The sequence below is a fragment of the Paenibacillus germinis genome (genome assembly GCF_013141785.1).
Lineage (GTDB): Bacteria > Bacillota > Bacilli > Paenibacillales > NBRC-103111 > Paenibacillus_E > Paenibacillus_E phytorum.
Map to the genome: position 1 here is coordinate 43357 of NZ_WHOC01000137.1, position 16953 is coordinate 60309.

Consider the following 16953-nt stretch of genomic DNA (forward strand, 5'->3'; position numbering starts at 1 on the left):
GTTATACAAAAACAAGAGATTAATTCCAATGTGGGAAATCATGTGCAGGGTGTTAAGTAGCCTGTTGTTCCTCAAAAGGGAACACGCCTAACGGCTCGTACGCCGGCTGGCGGCCCAAGTGGCTGCGGTAGAGGACGATGTCCTCTACCTGCCACGCGGGCCAGCCGCCGGTAGGCGCTCCAACCGCTGCTAGGGCGGAGCGTTTGAATGGCCCCGCCGCTGTGCGGTAGCGGCGGGCTAGTGTGAGGTGCGGCCGATAGGCGCGAGCCTCGGCCGGGAAGCCGTGGCGGGCGCAGACGCCCGCGACCTCGCGCTGCAGCGCAGCAAGCGCGTCTAGGTCGCCGGCGAGGCCCGCCCAGAGGATCGACGGCGCCGCCGGAGGTCCGAACACGCCGAGGCCCTCGGCGTGCAGGGTTAGCGGCAGCGCAGCTGCAGCAAGCTGGCGCAGGTCGGCCGCCAGCGCTTCGGCCGTCTCGGCGGATGCGTCGCCGAGGAAGCTTAACGTGACGTGGACGTCCTGCGGATGCGTCCACTTTTGGAAAGGCAGCACATTCTGGATGCTGTCTTTCCATATCTCGAGCTCCCGCTGGACGTCTTGCGGGAGCTGAATGCCTACGAACAGCCGATACGTCTCGGAGGCGTTTGTGGAACTTGAGTTGTTAGTTGAACTTGATGCGTTCGTGGAACTTAAGGTGTTGGATTTTTCAGAATTCGCAGCGTTTGTAGAACTTTCTCCTATCGTATCAAGCAATGTCATAAATAAATTAGGCTCCTTTTGTATCCAAATCTGTTCTCTTCTTCGTTCTTCTCCTAGCATTGCCAACTGAGGTTTTACTTGATGCATGAAGAGAATATTGCTATCATAGCCATAATACAAAAAAGCAAAGGTGTGGTCATTCATGGGAAATAGGGCCTATAACTTTAACGCAGGGCCTGCGGCATTACCGCTCGAAGTACTGCAGAAAGCACAAGAGGAGCTTGTCGAATTTAAAGGCATCGGCATGTCCATTATGGAAATTTCTCACCGCAGCGCGGAGTTCGAGCAAGTTCATAATGAAACGCAGCAATTGTTGAAACAAATTTTTAGCATCCCTGATGGGTACCAAGTGCAGTTTCTGCAAGGTGGTGCGAGTACACAATTCGCCATGATTCCGCTTAATTTTCTAAAGCCAGGTAAAGTAGGCAGCTATGTGCTTACAGGTGCATGGGCGGAGAAAGCTGTTCAGGAAGCAAGCTTGTTCGGAGAAGTTGCCATCGCAGCAAGCTCGAAAGAACAGAAATTTATGAAAATTCCGGACTTAAATGAAATCAACATTCATCCGGATTCCGCTTATCTGCATTTGACTTCGAACGAAACGATTGAAGGCGCTCAGTTCCAGAGTTTTCCGGATACAGGGAATGTGCCGTTAATCGGGGACATGTCCAGTGATATCTTGAGCCGTCCTGTTGATGTTTCGAAATTCGGCATGATCTATGCAGGAGCGCAAAAGAATCTAGGTCCTTCTGGTGTAACTGTGGTTATTGTTAAGGAAGATTTATTACAAGATCTGCCTAAAACGATTCCAACCATGCTTCGCTACGAAATCCATAGCAAAAACAATTCTCTGTACAATACACCACCAGTTTATTCAATCTACATGATGAACCTAGTATTAAAATGGATTCAGGAACAAGGTGGACTAGCTGTCATCCAGAAAAACAACCTTGAGAAATCAGGTTTAATTTATAGCGCAATCGACCAAAGCGGTGGTTTCTACCGTGGACCTGTTGATACTGGCAGTCGTTCCGCGATGAATATCACGTTCCGTTTGCAGGATGAAGAGCTGGAGAAGAAGTTCATCAAGGAAACCGAGCAGAACGGATTCGTTGGGTTGAAGGGTCATCGCAGTGTAGGCGGTTTGAGAGCATCTACGTATAATGCTGTTCCTTATGCATCCTGCAAAGCGCTCGCTGAGTTCATGAGTGATTTCCAAAAACGCAACGGTTAAGAAATATGATCAAGCTATTCATGGCACCCTCGTGTGCACGTGAATAGCTTTTTTTGTTTCTGGATAGGGAATGTGTCATCCTCGCTATTAATGACCTTAGACGGACTCTGAGACGGCTTAATGAGCCTATATTTGGAATGGAATGGATCAATATCTAGTGAGCTCAAAGCCCTAATCTTGTATTCGACAAATTCAAAAAATCAAGTCAAAATTGAAAAAATATTTTCAAAGCCTTCCGAGCCACGCCCTGTCTAGGTTTACGTATTTTAGTAGTCAAAAAGTGCCTTTTTGCTCGTTGACAAACACAATATATTGATATAAATTTGAATCTATCAACTAGATATCGTAAAAAAAGCGAAACACACAACTGCTAGAATTTGTGAAAAAATAGAATCAAATTCCGTTATAAACCGCGTGATTAGCGCCTTTTTCATAGGTTGCGTAATTCTGAAATCCGCATATTTTGTCGAAAGACAATGGCGTATTCCACCTTGGATTGCACGGAATGATTCATTTGTTTACTACATATAGGGTTACTTACATAAGCGGTACTAGATAGAGAATAAGAGAGTGTTAGGAGACGGAAGCCCATGCTGATTGCTTACGATTCGAAAACGGGAAATGTTCGCCGATTTATTGCTAAACTCAAAATGCCTGCGATTCAAATTGAGGAAGCGATGAAAATGGACGAGCCTTTCGTGCTCGTTACCTATACAACCGGTTTTGGTCAAGTTCCTCCGAAGGTAGCTTCTTTCCTAGAAAGCAATGCCTCTCGTCTTATCGGAGTAGCAGCAAGTGGTAACCGCAACTGGGGAGACGGATTTGCCAAAAGCGCAGATACGATCTCACAGCAGTACGATGTGCCTGTGTTAACCAAGTTTGAGTTATCTGGCACCAAAAATGACGTAGAACGATTTGTTCAGGGGGTACATGCAATTGCGGCACATTGAGCTGAATAATTTATTGATGCAACGCGGAGCGGATGGCTTTTTCCAACTAGAGAAGGATAAAGAAGCTGTTGAAGTTTTTATGAAGGAAGTCCACAGTAAAAGCCTCACTTTCCCCGATACTTCTTCTAAAGTTCGTTATATGATTGATCAAAACTATTACGAGAACGTATATGAGAAATATACGCAAGATGAAGTTAACGATGTTTATCAAGTGGCCCACGATAATCAATTCGAGTTCGCCTCCTACATGGCAGCTTCGAAATTTTATACGGATTACGCTTTACGCAGTGATGACAAGTCCTTATACCTAGAACATTTCCCGGATCGCGTTGCTATTGTTGCTTTGTACTTGGGACGTGGGAACGTAGAAACTGCGCGTGTTCTTGCTGTCTCGATGATGGAACAACGCTTGCAACCAGCGACACCGACGTTCCTTAATGCAGGTAAGAGCCGCCGAGGCGAAATGGTATCCTGCTTCCTGCTGGAGATGGACGATTCTCTTAATTCTATTAACTACGTGCTAGCTACCTGCATGCAGCTTTCCAAAATTGGCGGTGGCGTAGCCGTGAACTTGTCCAAGCTACGTGGTCGCGGTGAAACGATTAAAGGTGTGGAAAACGCCGCAAAAGGAATTATGCCGGTTCTTAAGCTTATGGAGGATGCTTTCTCCTATGCAGATCAAATGGGTCAGCGCAAGGGTTCAGGAGCTGCTTACTACAACATTTTCGGCTGGGACGTTATGGAGTTCCTAGATAGTAAGAAAATTAATGCGGATGAGAAATCTCGACTGAAGACACTGTCCATCGGTCTCATTGTACCGAACAAGTTCTACAAGTTGGCTGAAGAGAACAAACCGCTTCATGTATTTGCTCCTTACACGGTACTGCAAGCTTATGGTAAGCATTTGGATGATATCGATCTCGATGAAATGTACGATGAACTGCTGGCCAATCCGAAAGTCAAGAAAAAGGTTGTCATGAGTGCACGTGACATGCTAGTTAAAATTGCGACTACCCAACTGGAATCCGGTTATCCATATATGATGAACCGTACGAATGCCAACAAGGATCATGCCCTGAAAGGTATCGGTACGATTAAAATGTCTAATCTCTGTACAGAGATTTTCCAACTGCAAGAAACTTCGGAAATCAACGATTACGGCCTAGATGATCTTATTCTTAGAGATATCAGCTGTAACCTCGCTTCCATGAACATTGCAAACGTAATGGATCGTAAGAAACTGCGCGAAACCGTTCACGAGGGCATGATTGCCTTGACTTCTGTTAGTGATATGACGACGATCTGCAATGCGCCGGGAGTTGCCAAAGCAAACCGTGAGCTGCACTCTGTTGGTCTCGGTGTTATGAATCTTCATGGCTACTTGTCTAAGAACAAAATTAGCTATGAGAGTGATGAAGCCAAAGATTTCGTCCGCACGTTCTTCATGGCTATGAACTATTATTCGATTGAAAAAAGTATGGAAATTGCCAAATCCTCGGGGCAAACCTTTGAAGGCTTTGAGCTATCCGAATATGCGAACGGCGCCTATTTCAACCGATACACGGAGACGGATTACCGTCCGCTTACGGATAAAGTGAAGTCCTTGTTTGAGGGAATGCCGATTCCATCACCAAGCGACTGGGCCAAGTTAAAAGAAGATGTAAAAACCAATGGTCTTTATCATGCTTACCGATTGGCCGTTGCTCCAACACAAAGTATTTCTTATATTCAAAATGCAACTTCGAGTGTCATGCCGATTGTTGAACCTATCGAGACTCGAACTTATGCGAACTCAACAACGTACTATCCGATGCCTTTCATGGCACGCGATAATTTCTTTTACTATAAATCTGCTTATCAAATGGATCAGTTTAAGATTCTTGATCTTATTGCTGAAATTCAAACACATGTGGATCAAGGGATTTCAACCATTTTACATGTTAATAGCGATGTTTCGACGAGACAACTTGCTAAACTATACCTCTATGCGGCACACAAAGGACTTAAATCGCTCTACTACACGCGAACGAATCAGCTATCCGTTGAGGAATGCGTCAGCTGCTCGGTGTAATTTGGAAGGGGATTGAATATAAATGAGTACGGCCACTACCCTAAATAATGCCAGGAAAGCTGTGAATTGGAATCGTCCCGATGATGATTTTACGATCACTTTCTGGAATCAAAATATTATGCAGTTCTGGACAGATGAGGAAATCCCATTATCTGATGATAAAATGTCATGGATCACGTTAAGTGGTGCAGAACGTGAACTTTACATGAAAGTACTCGGTGGCCTTACGCTGCTCGATACCATGCAAGGCGGCGTTGGCATGCCGAAAATTCTTGAGCATGTCGATGGGCTCCAGCGCAAAGCTGTGCTAAGCTTCATGGGTATGATGGAACAAATACATGCGAAGTCCTACAGCAGTATTTTCACCACGTTGTCTACAACGGAAGAAATCAATGAGCTGTTCCTATGGGTTGAACGCAATCCTTACTTGCAGTTTAAAGCAAACAAGATTTCCCATTTCTACGAAAACATTGGAACACCTAAAGAGCTATACTTGGCTATGGCAGCATCTGTCTTGCTGGAGAGCTACTTGTTCTATAGCGGCTTCTATTATCCGCTTTACTTGGCCGGACAGGGTAAAATGACGAGCAGTGGCGAAATTATCGATTTGATTTTACGCGATGAGAGTATTCATGGTCTGTATATCGGTGTGTTGGCACAAGAGGTTTATGCGGAGTTAAGCCCTGCTGAACAGGATGAGGCGTATGAGACATTGTGTGCCTTGCTGAAGGAACTTCATGCCAATGAGGAAAGCTATACAGAAAGTCTCTATGGGCCTTTGGGCTTGGCTGAAGAAGTGAAAGCTTTCTTACGCTACAACGCGAATAAAGCGTTCATGAACCTTGGGGTAGATCCAATTTTCGAAGAAGAGGATATTAATCCGATTGTTCTAAATGGTCTGAGCACGAAGACGAAGCAGCATGACTTTTTCTCGAAAAAAGGGAATGGTTATGTCCGCACGATTCACGTTGAAGCGTTGACGGATGATGATTTCCTTTTTGGGGATTGAACATAAAGAAGGACCTGACGGTTATCGTCAGGTCCTTTGTTGTCTAGAGGGTATGTTTTGGGTTTATGGTAAGCATGCTGACCCTACCATCGATTCATTCATCCAACCTTTTTCTACATGTAGGTGTCTCTTAAATTGGAATCCATCTTCATATATGCTCACTTGAGGTTGCCGGGATGAATGAATCCATATTCTCGGTCGTCTGATGTTGTAGAAAGTGCAACAATTGCTGCCCAGATTCCGCCTCTCACCCTTCGTTGTTGCATAATGTACAACAATTTGGCCCCATACATGCCATTTCGCAACAAGTGGGTTCAAAATGTTGTACAAACTGCAACTTCAAAGACTAAAATAGCCTTTGGACGTGTGAAATGTTGTAGAAACTACAACACTGGTGACCACTATAGCCCTTCTACAGGGGGCGATCTCATGAAGTTGGATCAACTTTACTGGGTACTTTTCTTTTGCGTAAAACGGCCATAATAAGCAAAAGCAGCGGGATGAGCGTCATGATTACCGTTATTTCAAACGGAGCTGCGTTCTTTAAATAAGAATTTAATTTAGAAAAGTTGGGTAACCCCCACATGCTAAACACGATTGAAAATAAGCCAAGCGGAAAGACGACAAAGCGGTAATCCGACAGACGAAATAATTGCCCGAAAGAGAAAACTGCCGCATAATAGAAAACTCCGATTTTAACGAAGTTTCCGACGATCCACATGGCCAAGAGCAAGGCCTCCATATTTTCGAATAAATTGCCGAGTTTAATATATCGGAAAGCGATCAGAATGGGATGGATTTTGTTGGATAAGTCTGGACCAAGTAAGAATAAGGTGATGAGATTAACATAAACCATGCTCAAAATGACTATACACACTGAAATCATGGCCCATTTCCTACCTTTTGACGGATCGGACAAGGATGGTAGAAAGAAAGTCATCAAAAAAAATTCGGAAACCCAGGCTTGTGGTGTGATAGTTCCCTTGATTACAGGGGAAATACCGTGGCTAAGGATAGGAAATATGTTTTTTACGTCCGCATCAGGGATAAGAAGCAACAGAATTAAAGTTGGTATAAGAAATAGAGGTGTTAAAACCACGGCGCTCCTCGCCAACAGTTCAGCCCCGCCGCGCACAGCAAAAGCACACAGCAGGGTGATGGATGAAATAATTAATAGGAGGGGGGTTTTGAACATGAAATTACCTTTAACAAACTCGGCATACTCGCGAGAAATAATTCCGGTTGTATGAAGAAAATACAGGAAGTACGCCATACCGATGATTTTCCCCAGTATTTTCCCGACAATGTGCTCGCTATATTGAATGACGGTCTGATTCGGGTAGAGTTGGTGTAAGCGGGTTACCATATAAACGTTTAAAAAACCAATCAAAGATGCGAAAATCCCTGTCAGCCAAAGATCGTTCTTCGCAGACTGGGCCGCAATCGCCGGGAGTACTAGAAAACCTGTTGCTAACACGGTCGGATACATCATGACGCCTAATTGAAAGGCTGAAATTTTTCCTTTTTCTAACATCACCGCTCACCTTCCATTCCATCTATGACTTTACTCCTTCGTGTTTAGAAGTCCCTTATTGTTCAACTAGTCCCTTTAATGGTTTAAAAATGAACTCAAGAAACGTAGTAGGCCCAGGTGTATTTGGAAGGTCTAACATGGATAATAACCAAACGATGAGGAGGAGCATCACAAATGCCAGCCTGTCCTTTTTCGTCTTTTGTTTGAGATTCCTCCACTCTAACCAGAAAATAAGAGACGCAGCTAACGTAATGCAACTGAAAAAAATCCAGCTCATTTCTCCTTCACCTCTTCTTTAGGCATACCTCCTGGTGCATTGATATTTCCTGGACTGGTTATTTGTGCTTCGACTTCTGTATGTACTTGAATTTCAGGAAATATTTGATCCCAATTATCTTTCGCTTGTTCCCATTGTTTCGGATATTTGCGGTGGAACTCCTTGGAAAAATCAAAAATGTCAACTTTTAACTTATGCTGAGCTTCATCCATTGCTAATTCGATACGTTCTCTAACATCGCGCGCGTAAGCCTTTTCCAAAGTTTTTAACAACTCTGGATTCGTAGGATTCATAATCGTGCCATTTTGTACAAGATTTCCTTCCGTGTGTACCTTGATGTTCATTATCCATTGCTCACCTGCAATCTTCGGAATCAGATTTACTTTGGCTTTGACGGGACTTAAGGATACTAAGCCTTCAGACCCCTCAGCATGAAAGGTAACCGTATATTCTTTAATTTCATTTCTGACCCACATCACTCCCCGAGTCATCTTTTCTGAAATTTCTCCTACCATCTTGTCTTTATTAAAAACAGCAGTTCCGAGGATATAAGGAATCGTTTGGAAAGGTTCGGATGACTTGTTTTTGGGTAGAACATAGACCAGTGGGAGTACGGCTGTACGAGAATCCCCTTTTAACATGATACTCAGTTGTTCCAGATTTACTCGAATCCCGGTCTCCAGGTCAGATAATTTCCGCAGCACTTCTGCCGAAGAACGTTCAATAGGGGGGTACAATTCAAGCACATCGGCTGCCATCCCTTTGCTGACAAATACATAGGCCCTCTCTCTTTGCTGGGGATGGCGAATGAGGAAGTCAAAATGTTCCTGGATGCCTGATTTAGCGAGCTCTTCGCTGAAAATGAAGATTTTGCATTGCCCCCAAAACTGTTTCCGTGGGACTTTACGTTGAAGTTTAGATAGAGCCTCAGCGATATTAATTCCTTTATCAGATCGAATGGTTGTCCTTCGTCCTGCACCGCCAGTTCCTCCCGTTCCACCTCCCATAGCAGCTCCTCCGCCTTGGCTCTGTGGAATAATGGTTTGCGCGGTAACTTGAATCTGGTTATTTTCTCCCTTATCAAAGGCTAACGCTGTAATGAGCGCCAAATCGTTGAGTTCTATACGGTCCCAGCATCCGCCAAGCATGAAAAAAATCGGAGTTAATAAAACTAGCTTTATGAATGCTTTCATTGGGCCGATCCTCCTTCACCTGCCGCTTTACACCAAAATTGAATTATTTTCTATTCTTTTTGTCAGGGCCCGGTTTTTGGCTAGGTCCCTGCCTGTTCTTATTGTAATTATCTGTAAAGCGCGGACGTGTATTCATCTTCCACCAAGGAGCCCTAACGAGGACGTCCTTGAGTTCATTCACCTTTGGATTCGCAACGCTGGACAGGTAAAGAACGCCCAAAGAACGCAAACTGCATAGATGGAGCACAAGGGCGATAATGCCCATCATAATGCCGAGAAGCCCTAGAGATCCTGCAAGCAAAATGAGAGGAAAGCGAAGTAAACGTATCGCTAGCCCAGCTACATACCGTGGTATTAAGAAGGAAGAGATGCCTGTAATGGCAACGACGATGACCATCGGTGCAGAGACAAGGCCGGCCTGAACGGAGGCTTGACCAATAACGAGTGCCCCAACAATACTGACAGCAGAGCCTATTTGTTTAGGTAACCGTGCTCCTGCTTCACGAAGGGCTTCAAAGGTTACTTCCATCATCAATGCTTCGATTAATGCTGGAAAAGGTACCGCTTCCCGAGCAGAGGCCATACTGATTAACAAGGCACTAGGCACCATCTCCTGATGATAAGTTAGAATTGCTACATAAATGGACGGAAGCAAGAGAGAGATTAGTGTAAACGAGTAACGTAACCATCGCGTGGCTGTACCAACTATGTAATTAAAATAGTAATCTTCTTGTGTCTGCATTAACGAAAAGAAGGTAATGGGCGCGATCATGACAAATGGAGAACCATCGGTAATAATCGCTATTCGCCCTTCCAGCAAGCTGCTGCAGGTCACATCAGGGCGTTCTGTGCTAAGAAAGAGTGGAAAAGGCGTGTAAGGATTATCCACAATCATTTCCTCGATATATCCGCTTCCCAGTATGCCATCCAACCGAATACGTTCCATCCGACTTTTGATTTCTTCCACCAGTGTCAAATCCACGATGCCTTCGATGTAAGCAATGACGACATTCGTCTGGGTGTAATCACCGATTTTCATTGCTTCCATTTTGAGATCTGGACTCTTGATAATACGGCGTATTTGGGAAGTAGATGTTCGAAGACTTTCAGTAAAGCCCTCACGCGGGCTATGGATTCCCACTTCAGCGGAAGGTTCGTCTATGGCGCGTTTTTCCCATTTACACAATCCTAAAGCAAGACCGATTGCCTCGTTATCAAGCAGCAGGATCGGATTTCCGCTCGAAAGATACTCACTGCATGTTGAAAATGTATGGAATTCATTGACGCGAGATACGGATATTTTTTGCTCGATGAGCTGCCTGATTTCGATGAATTCTCTTGCTTCATCCCGCATCAGAGGGGTAATTACATATTCATCTATTCCATCGGCGTTGGCTAATCCTTCAATGTACATAATAAAGGCTTTTGTTTTTCCACCAATTAAAAAAGAGCGCAAGATAACATCCGAACAATTCGAATAAATGGATCGAAGCATATCTTCATTTTGCTGTAAATTCGGAAAAAGCGGCTGCTTTTGCTCATTGTCGGGAGGCTGTTGCTGCTGCTGAGTCGGCACTTGCGTGTGTTTGCTTAATAATAATTTGATAAAATACTTAATCAAGAGAGCTCCCTCATTTTGAAATTCAGTGGGGTGGTGAATTCCATGTAATTGAAAGTTTAACAGTAGGTTGAACGTAACTTTCCTTTTTTATACAATATAAGTTCTATCTAAAAATGAAATAACTTCAATCCTTCCATATTTTCTGTATAATGATGGTGAAAGCAGTTACAACATGGTGATGAGGGGTAATCCAATGAGTCTTGCTCGAATTCGGTTCAACAAACGCAGTGTTATCGTCACATGGCTCATATCTTATATCTCTGTCCTTCTTATCCCGATTATTATTAGTGGGATTCTATACGCAGCTGCCTGGCATGTCGTGGAATCGGAAGTCAACCGTGCGAACAATTCAGCCCTGGAGCAGATGGAGCAAGCGATCGATAACAGTCTTCGCGGTATTGAGCGGTTAAGTTTGGAAATCGCTTTAAGTAAATTGGTAACCGGTTTCATGAATACGGTGAAGCCATTGACCGATAGTGACTATTACGATTTGGTCAGCATTGCCAACGATCTGCGGGTGTATCAGACAGCGAATGATTTTATTGAGCAAATTTACATCTACTACCGGAATAGCGACACGGTTATATCTACACGTGACCACACGAATAGCCGTATGTTGTTCGAAAAGATCCATGAGAAAGACGGGATGAGCTACGAGGAGTGGGCGAAGTTTTTTGAGAAGCCTTACATCCAGGAGTATGCACCCATTACGTTTAGAGAAGACGGCCATTCAGTCAAAGCTGTGATGTATGCCAAATCCGTCATACTCGCTAACCCGGATCATCCAGGCGCAGTCATTTTATTTGTCATTAAGGATTCCAAACTGCTGGATAATATTCCATCCACGTCGGATAAAACCTCGATAGCGGTACTCGATAAGGAAAATCGTCTAGTTGCTTCAACTGGCTTTGAATCTAGAACGGACTTTCTGGATTACGACAAGCTTTCTGGTAAAAATGGGATGTTTATTAGCGAGGACTCCGGCAAAAGGGCAGCCGTTTCTTACATCACCTCTGGCAGCACAGGATGGAAATACATATCAACGATTCCCGCCGAATTATATGATGACAAGATGAAATACATGAAGAAGCTGATTTACGCCAGTGTGATCTTGAGCCTTATCATGGGCGGACTTGTCACTTATCTCTTTTTGAGAAAAAATTATAACCCAATCAACCTACTGATTCGGAGCTTTTCTGTGAAATCAGGGATATCCTTTCATGAAGGCTCGAACGAGTACGGATTTTTACAGGATGCGTTGAATAATACGTTTGCGGAAAAAGAACAGATTGATAGGCGGCTGCATCAGCATCGCGATGCCATTCGTTCGCATTTTCTTCAGGGGCTGCTGAAAGGGCGTTTGGAACAAAATGTCCCGATACACGAATCGCTTGCTGCCCATGATATTCGGTTGGCTTCACCGTATTTTGCTGTTCTGTTATTCCACATCGAGCATTTCGGCAAGTTTGAGATCGACGAGTATGCCGCTCCTGAGAAGGTGAGGATGCTTCATTTCATCATTATGAATGTCGCTGAAGAAGTGATCGGTCATCACAATCAGGCCTTCATTACGGAAGTAGACAATATGCAAGCGTGCATCATAAATTTCGGGACAGATCCGGATTCGCAAGAGTTGAAGCGTATTGCCGAGCAGGTGAAGTCCTTCTTACTGGATCATTTCCACGTCCATTTGACTGTGGCGATCAGCGGCATCCACCAGGAGCTGTACGGAATCCCATCAGCGTACCAGCAAACCTTGGCAGCCTTGGAGTACCGGCTCGTTATGGGGAGCGGGGAAATTATTGGGTACGATGATTTACCAAGTTCAGAAACGGTTAGGCAATCCAGCAGTTATTACTATCCATTGCCTGTAGAGCATCAACTGATCAATTTTGTGAAGTCAGGGGATTTTGAAAAATCGAGTGCGATCATAGACGAAATCATTGAGATTAACGTATCGGACGCGTCCTTGTCCGTTCCGCTCGCCAAGTGCCTCATGTTTGATTTGATAAGTACGCTGCTAAAAACGATGGATGAAATCGGTACGAGCAGCAATAATCGGGCGTTAATCGTAAAAACCGACCAAATCGACCGATTGATGAGCAGTTCAACCATCAAAGAGATGAAGGTACAGATTCGAGAAGTGCTGAGCCAGGTGTGCAGATTCATTCAAGAAGACCGTGGGCAGGAGCACAACCAACTTAGCCAGCAGGTCACCCTGTATGTCAAAAGCAATTACTCAGAGGAGAATCTAAACATCTCGATGGTGGGCGATAAGTTCGGGTTAACGCCTTCCTATTTATCCAAACAGTTCAAAGCACAGACGGGTGAAGCGCTGCTTGATTTTATCAGCAGAACTCGATTAGAAGAAGCAAAGCGGCTGCTTTCTCTTCAAGTCTTATCTGTCACGGACATTGCGAAAAAAGTCGGATACTCCGACATGAATACGTTCAATCGGATATTCAAGAAATTTGAGGGCATTACACCGGGCAAATATAAAGATATTCAATGACATGAAAGAAGCCGTACAAGCATGCTTGCGCGGCTTTTCCTTTTTTACATAGCGATTGCGTATATTGAAGGTTGATTATTATCGATTTTAATGATGCAGTTTCGGTTTTAACGATATCCGATTCATGGTTTTCGTTACATAATGAAATCACGGTGCACCGAAGTGCATAGAAGCAATTCATACGAGGGGGATTTACATGGGAAAATATGTGAACAAGAAGTCTTTTAGTATGGCATTAAGCGTTGTAGTGGCATCTAGTGTGTTCGTTGGTTGTTCCAAACAAGAGGCAGGTGTGAGCACGACTTCACCTAAAGCATCTGCTGCCCCAACAGCGGCTGGAGCTAAGTATCCAATTAGTACGCAAGAAACGTTAACGTCTTGGGAACAGATCGACACCAACTTGGCATCTTTCGTTCCTAATCTGGCGGAATCGCCGTTTGGTATGCAGCTTGAGAAAGAAACCGGTGTGAAAGTGAAGTATACACATCCGGCTGACGGGCAATCGAAGGAGCAGTTCAATCTAATGATTGCATCCAATAAATTACCGGATGTTATTGAATATAATTGGGGCGGAGGCGGGACTGCCGCTTATCCAGGCGGACCTGAGAAAGCGATTGCCGATAAAGTCATTCTTCCGCTCAACGATTTGATCGACAAGAATGCGCCGAACTTAAAGAAATTGCTTCAACAAGACAAAGAATTAGATAAGATGATCAAAACGGATAGCGGCAAATATTACGCATTTCCGATGATTCGTCCCGACAATGGGTTAGTATTCCGTGGGCTGATGATTCGCAAGGACTGGCTGGATGAATTGAACCTTCAGGTTCCGACGACGATCGACGAATGGTATACGGTATTAAAAGCATTTAAAGAAAAGAAAGGTGCATCCGCACCGTTTACTGCCCAGTATAGTAACGAGCTGAACATTCAGGACGCATTCATTGGCGCCTTCAAAACGGCTAATCGATTCTATATTGATGATCAAGGGAAAGTAAAATACGGACCAATTGACCCGCAGTTTAAAGATGCTTTGACCTTGCTACGTAAATGGTATGCGGAAGGACTGCTTGATAAAGACTTTGCACTTAACACCGATTCCAAAGCATTGGATAACAAATTAATGAGTGACAGTGCGGGGGCAACCGTAGGTCTTTTAAGCGGCGGCATGGGCAGATGGATGGATACAGGGAAGAAGAAAAACCCGAAATTCCAGCTGGTTGCAGCTCCCTATCCAACTTTGAAGCAAGGGGAACGCGCTTTTATCGGTCAGCGTGATTTCAAGTACAATCCGGTTGCCAGTAAAGCCGTGTCGGGCGATTCGAAGAACGCTGAGCTCGCGGTTAAATGGATGGATTATGCGTACGGTGAAAAAGGCAGCTTGCTGTTTAACTTTGGTACCGAAGGCGATAGCTACAAGATGGAAAACAATGTCCCTAAATTTAGTGAAAAAATCACTAAAAATGAGAAGTTTAACCTTCAACAAATGGTATCTCAATATACGAAACCGAATGGTCCTTTCCTAGGTGACGCACGAAAAAGCTTCAATACGTTCAAGGAGCAGGACGAAGCGATTAAAATTTGGGGTGAAACGGATGCAGCCAAGCATGTTATGCCGCTTTTCATTACACCAACAATAGACGAAAGCAAAGAAGTTGCCAAATTGAACACAGCGATTTCGAGCTATAAAGAAGAAATGTTCGTGAAATTCATCATGGGCAAGGAACCCATCGAGAAGTTCGATGAGTATGTAAAACGCATTAATGAAATGGGTATCGATAAGGTGACGAAAATTTATCAGGATGCGCTTGACCGCTATAACAAAAGATAACACCTTTTGGGCATCTTGCAGGTGAATACGGAATACTACGCCTCTATAGTATGTGGCTTGTATTCACCTGCAAGGAATTTGCCTAAGGAGAGAGAGGGAGCAGAGAAATGAACACAATCAGTCCTGAAACGGTCATACCCTTCACAGTGAAAAAGAGATCCCGACTAGGGATATTGATCGATATCCGTAAAAATAAACTGCTTTATGTGATGCTCTTTCCCGTGCTGCTTTATTATGTAATCTTCCATTATGGGCCGATGTATGGTGCGATTATCGCCTTTAAGGATTTTTCTCCACGCCTTGGCATTTGGGGGAGCGATTGGGTAGGCTTTGAGCATTTTCAAGCATTCTTTACCGGACCTTATTTCTGGAGGACAATAAAAAACACAGTACTTATCAGCTTCTATCAGCTATTGTTCGGATTTCCGGCACCGATCGTGCTAGCCCTTCTTCTCAATGAGGTGAAACATGCCTTATTTAAACGCACGGTGCAGACCATTACGTATATGCCTCATTTTATTTCACTAGTTGTTATCTGCGGCATCATCAAAGATTTCACCGTCAGCGACGGCGTATTGAATGACGTGATTGTCTTTTTCGGCGGGGAACGAACGACATTTTTACTTGAGCCAAGCTTTTTCCGTTCCGTGTATGTATCTTCAGGTGTCTGGCAGCATATCGGTTGGGGAACGATCATCTTTCTGGCGGCTTTAACCGGCATTGATCAGGAACAATATGAAGCGGCTAAAATAGATGGCGCAGGCAGGTGGAAGCAGATGACGAATGTGACGCTTCCCGGCTTAATGCCAACGATCATCATTCTGCTTATTTTGGAGATCGGAAGAATGATGAATGTCGGGTTCGAAAAGATCATTTTGCTTTATAACCCAGGTACTTATGAAACGGCGGATGTAATATCTTCTTACGTATACCGGGTTGGTTTGCAAGATTTCAATTATAGCTTCAGCTCAGCGGTTGGCTTGTTTAATTCGATGATCAATTTTATTCTGCTCATTTGTTCCAACTGGTTAAGCCGTAAATTTAATGATACTAGCTTATGGTAGAAAGGAGGCATAATCATGCTGAACCGGGCAACATTTTCAGAAAAAAGCTTTGATTCTATCAATGTGATTTTCTTAACATTCCTGATGATCATTACGATATATCCTATCGTTTATGTGGCATTTGCCTCTATTAGTGACGCTGGAGCTCTGATGGGGCACAAAGGCGTTTTATGGCGGCCGCTCGGATTTTCACTGGATGCCTACACGAATGTGTTTCGAAACCCCATGATCCTGAAAGGATACGGGAATACGTTTTTTGTTGTGCTTGTGGGTCTGTTTTTCAATATCGTGCTTACAGCATTCGGGGCCTATGCGTTATCAAGGAAAAGCTTGGCTTACCGTAAACCACTCCTGCTGTTTATCGTGTTTACCATGTTTTTCAGCGGTGGATTGATTCCTCTCTATTTGACGATTAAAGGAGTTGGATTGGTCGATTCGCTGTGGGCGCTCATTATTCCTCAAGCCATTAACACCTTTAATCTCATTCTGATGAAAACCGCGTTCGAAGCAATTCCTGATGCCTTGGAGGAGTCGGCCAAAATAGATGGTGCGAATGACTTTGTCATTTTATTCAAGATCATTTTGCCGCTTTCTATGCCGGTTATTGCCGTTATGTTATTGTATTATGGCGTCAGTCATTGGAATTCTTGGTTCAATGCGATGATTTTCTTGCAGGACCGGTCGCTCTATCCGCTGCAGCTTGTGCTGCGCGAAGTTTTGCTTCAAGGGGAAGCAAGCTCAAACTTAGGGGCCTCGGACGGCGCCTCGGCCATGCTCTCGGTTACGTTGAAGTACGCGACCATTATTGTGGCAACGGTACCAATTCTGCTTGTTTACCCATTTCTCCAAAAATATTTCGTCAAGGGCGCTCTGATCGGAGCGATCAAAGGATAGGGGAGGCTG

General features: G+C 44.2%; 12 protein-coding genes. 8 read left to right on the forward strand and 4 right to left on the reverse strand.

Annotated elements, in window-relative coordinates:
- Positions 1-52: 52 nt before the first annotated feature.
- Positions 53-901 (reverse strand): RNA 2',3'-cyclic phosphodiesterase, encoded by an 849-nt coding sequence (gene thpR / locus GC102_RS24950; RefSeq protein WP_246321110.1) that lies wholly within the window; start codon positions 899-901, stop codon positions 53-55.
- Between thpR and serC the strand changes: the two genes are divergently transcribed.
- The 4 genes from serC (at position 900) to nrdF (ending at position 6018) form a co-directional block, all read left to right on the forward strand.
- Complete coding sequence (serC, locus tag GC102_RS24955; RefSeq protein ID WP_171691903.1) at positions 900-1988, forward strand: 3-phosphoserine/phosphohydroxythreonine transaminase; 1089 nt, start codon at positions 900-902, stop codon at positions 1986-1988. The genes thpR and serC overlap by 2 nt on opposite strands.
- A 590-nt stretch (positions 1989-2578) precedes the next feature.
- A complete protein-coding gene (nrdI, locus tag GC102_RS24960; RefSeq protein WP_047677314.1) occupies positions 2579-2938 on the forward strand; it encodes a class Ib ribonucleoside-diphosphate reductase assembly flavoprotein NrdI in 360 nt (119 codons plus the stop codon).
- A complete protein-coding gene (gene nrdE / locus GC102_RS24965) occupies positions 2925-5009 on the forward strand; it encodes a class 1b ribonucleoside-diphosphate reductase subunit alpha (RefSeq protein WP_171691904.1) in 2085 nt (694 codons plus the stop codon). Before nrdI ends, nrdE begins: the two co-directional genes overlap by 14 nt.
- 22 nt (positions 5010-5031) lie before the next feature.
- A complete protein-coding gene (gene nrdF, locus GC102_RS24970; RefSeq protein WP_171691905.1) occupies positions 5032-6018 on the forward strand; it encodes a class 1b ribonucleoside-diphosphate reductase subunit beta in 987 nt (328 codons plus the stop codon).
- 427 nt (positions 6019-6445) lie between these two features.
- Here the strand turns inward: nrdF and GC102_RS24975 are convergent, their stop codons facing one another.
- The 3 genes from GC102_RS24975 to GC102_RS24985 form a co-directional block, all read right to left on the reverse strand.
- Positions 6446-7552 carry a GerAB/ArcD/ProY family transporter gene (locus tag GC102_RS24975; RefSeq protein WP_171691906.1) on the reverse strand — a complete coding sequence of 369 codons (1107 nt, stop codon included), beginning with the start codon at positions 7550-7552 and terminating at the stop codon, positions 6446-6448.
- 273 nt (positions 7553-7825) lie between these two features.
- The gene (locus tag GC102_RS24980) at positions 7826-9022 is read right to left on the reverse strand and encodes a Ger(x)C family spore germination protein (protein ID WP_171691907.1); all 1197 of its coding nucleotides are present in this window, start codon (positions 9020-9022) and stop codon (positions 7826-7828) included.
- Positions 9023-9065: 43 nt separating this feature from the next.
- Positions 9066-10640, reverse strand: a complete 1575-nt coding sequence (locus GC102_RS24985) for a spore germination protein (protein WP_376769409.1) — start codon at positions 10638-10640, stop codon at positions 9066-9068.
- A 196-nt stretch (positions 10641-10836) separates the two neighbouring features.
- On the opposite strand from GC102_RS24985, the gene GC102_RS24990 reads away from it, so the two are divergent.
- The 4 genes from GC102_RS24990 to GC102_RS25005 all read left to right on the forward strand — a co-directional run bounded on the left by GC102_RS24990 (position 10837) and on the right by GC102_RS25005 (position 16944).
- Entirely contained in the window at positions 10837-13155 is a 2319-nt protein-coding gene (locus GC102_RS24990; RefSeq protein ID WP_171691908.1) for a helix-turn-helix domain-containing protein, read from the forward strand.
- Between the two features lie 196 nt (positions 13156-13351).
- Positions 13352-14986: an extracellular solute-binding protein gene (locus tag GC102_RS24995; protein ID WP_246321112.1), complete on the forward strand. Its 1635-nt coding sequence runs from the start codon at positions 13352-13354 to the stop codon at positions 14984-14986.
- A gap of 107 nt (positions 14987-15093) precedes the next feature.
- Positions 15094-16050, forward strand: coding sequence for an ABC transporter permease (locus tag GC102_RS25000; RefSeq protein ID WP_171691909.1), 957 nt, complete (start codon positions 15094-15096; stop codon positions 16048-16050).
- Between the two features lie 15 nt (positions 16051-16065).
- Positions 16066-16944, forward strand: coding sequence for a carbohydrate ABC transporter permease (locus GC102_RS25005; protein ID WP_171691910.1), 879 nt, complete (start codon positions 16066-16068; stop codon positions 16942-16944).
- Positions 16945-16953 lie beyond the last annotated feature (9 nt).

What these genes read in the sequence shown, in the direction of transcription:
- serC (WP_171691903.1), top strand. Translation starts at nt 900, where the DNA reads ATGGGAAATAGGGCCTATAACTTTAACGCAGGGCCTGCGGCATTACCG.
- thpR (WP_246321110.1), bottom strand. Translation starts at nt 901, where the DNA reads ATGAATGACCACACCTTTGCTTTTTTGTATTATGGCTATGATAGCAAT.
- nrdI (WP_047677314.1), top strand. Translation starts at nt 2,579, where the DNA reads ATGCTGATTGCTTACGATTCGAAAACGGGAAATGTTCGCCGATTTATT.
- nrdF (WP_171691905.1), top strand. Translation starts at nt 5,032, where the DNA reads ATGAGTACGGCCACTACCCTAAATAATGCCAGGAAAGCTGTGAATTGG.
- GC102_RS24975 (WP_171691906.1), bottom strand. Translation starts at nt 7,552, where the DNA reads ATGTTAGAAAAAGGAAAAATTTCAGCCTTTCAATTAGGCGTCATGATG.
- GC102_RS24980 (WP_171691907.1), bottom strand. Translation starts at nt 9,022, where the DNA reads ATGAAAGCATTCATAAAGCTAGTTTTATTAACTCCGATTTTTTTCATG.
- GC102_RS24990 (WP_171691908.1), top strand. Translation starts at nt 10,837, where the DNA reads ATGAGTCTTGCTCGAATTCGGTTCAACAAACGCAGTGTTATCGTCACA.
- GC102_RS24995 (WP_246321112.1), top strand. Translation starts at nt 13,352, where the DNA reads ATGGGAAAATATGTGAACAAGAAGTCTTTTAGTATGGCATTAAGCGTT.
- GC102_RS25000 (WP_171691909.1), top strand. Translation starts at nt 15,094, where the DNA reads ATGAACACAATCAGTCCTGAAACGGTCATACCCTTCACAGTGAAAAAG.
- GC102_RS25005 (WP_171691910.1), top strand. Translation starts at nt 16,066, where the DNA reads ATGCTGAACCGGGCAACATTTTCAGAAAAAAGCTTTGATTCTATCAAT.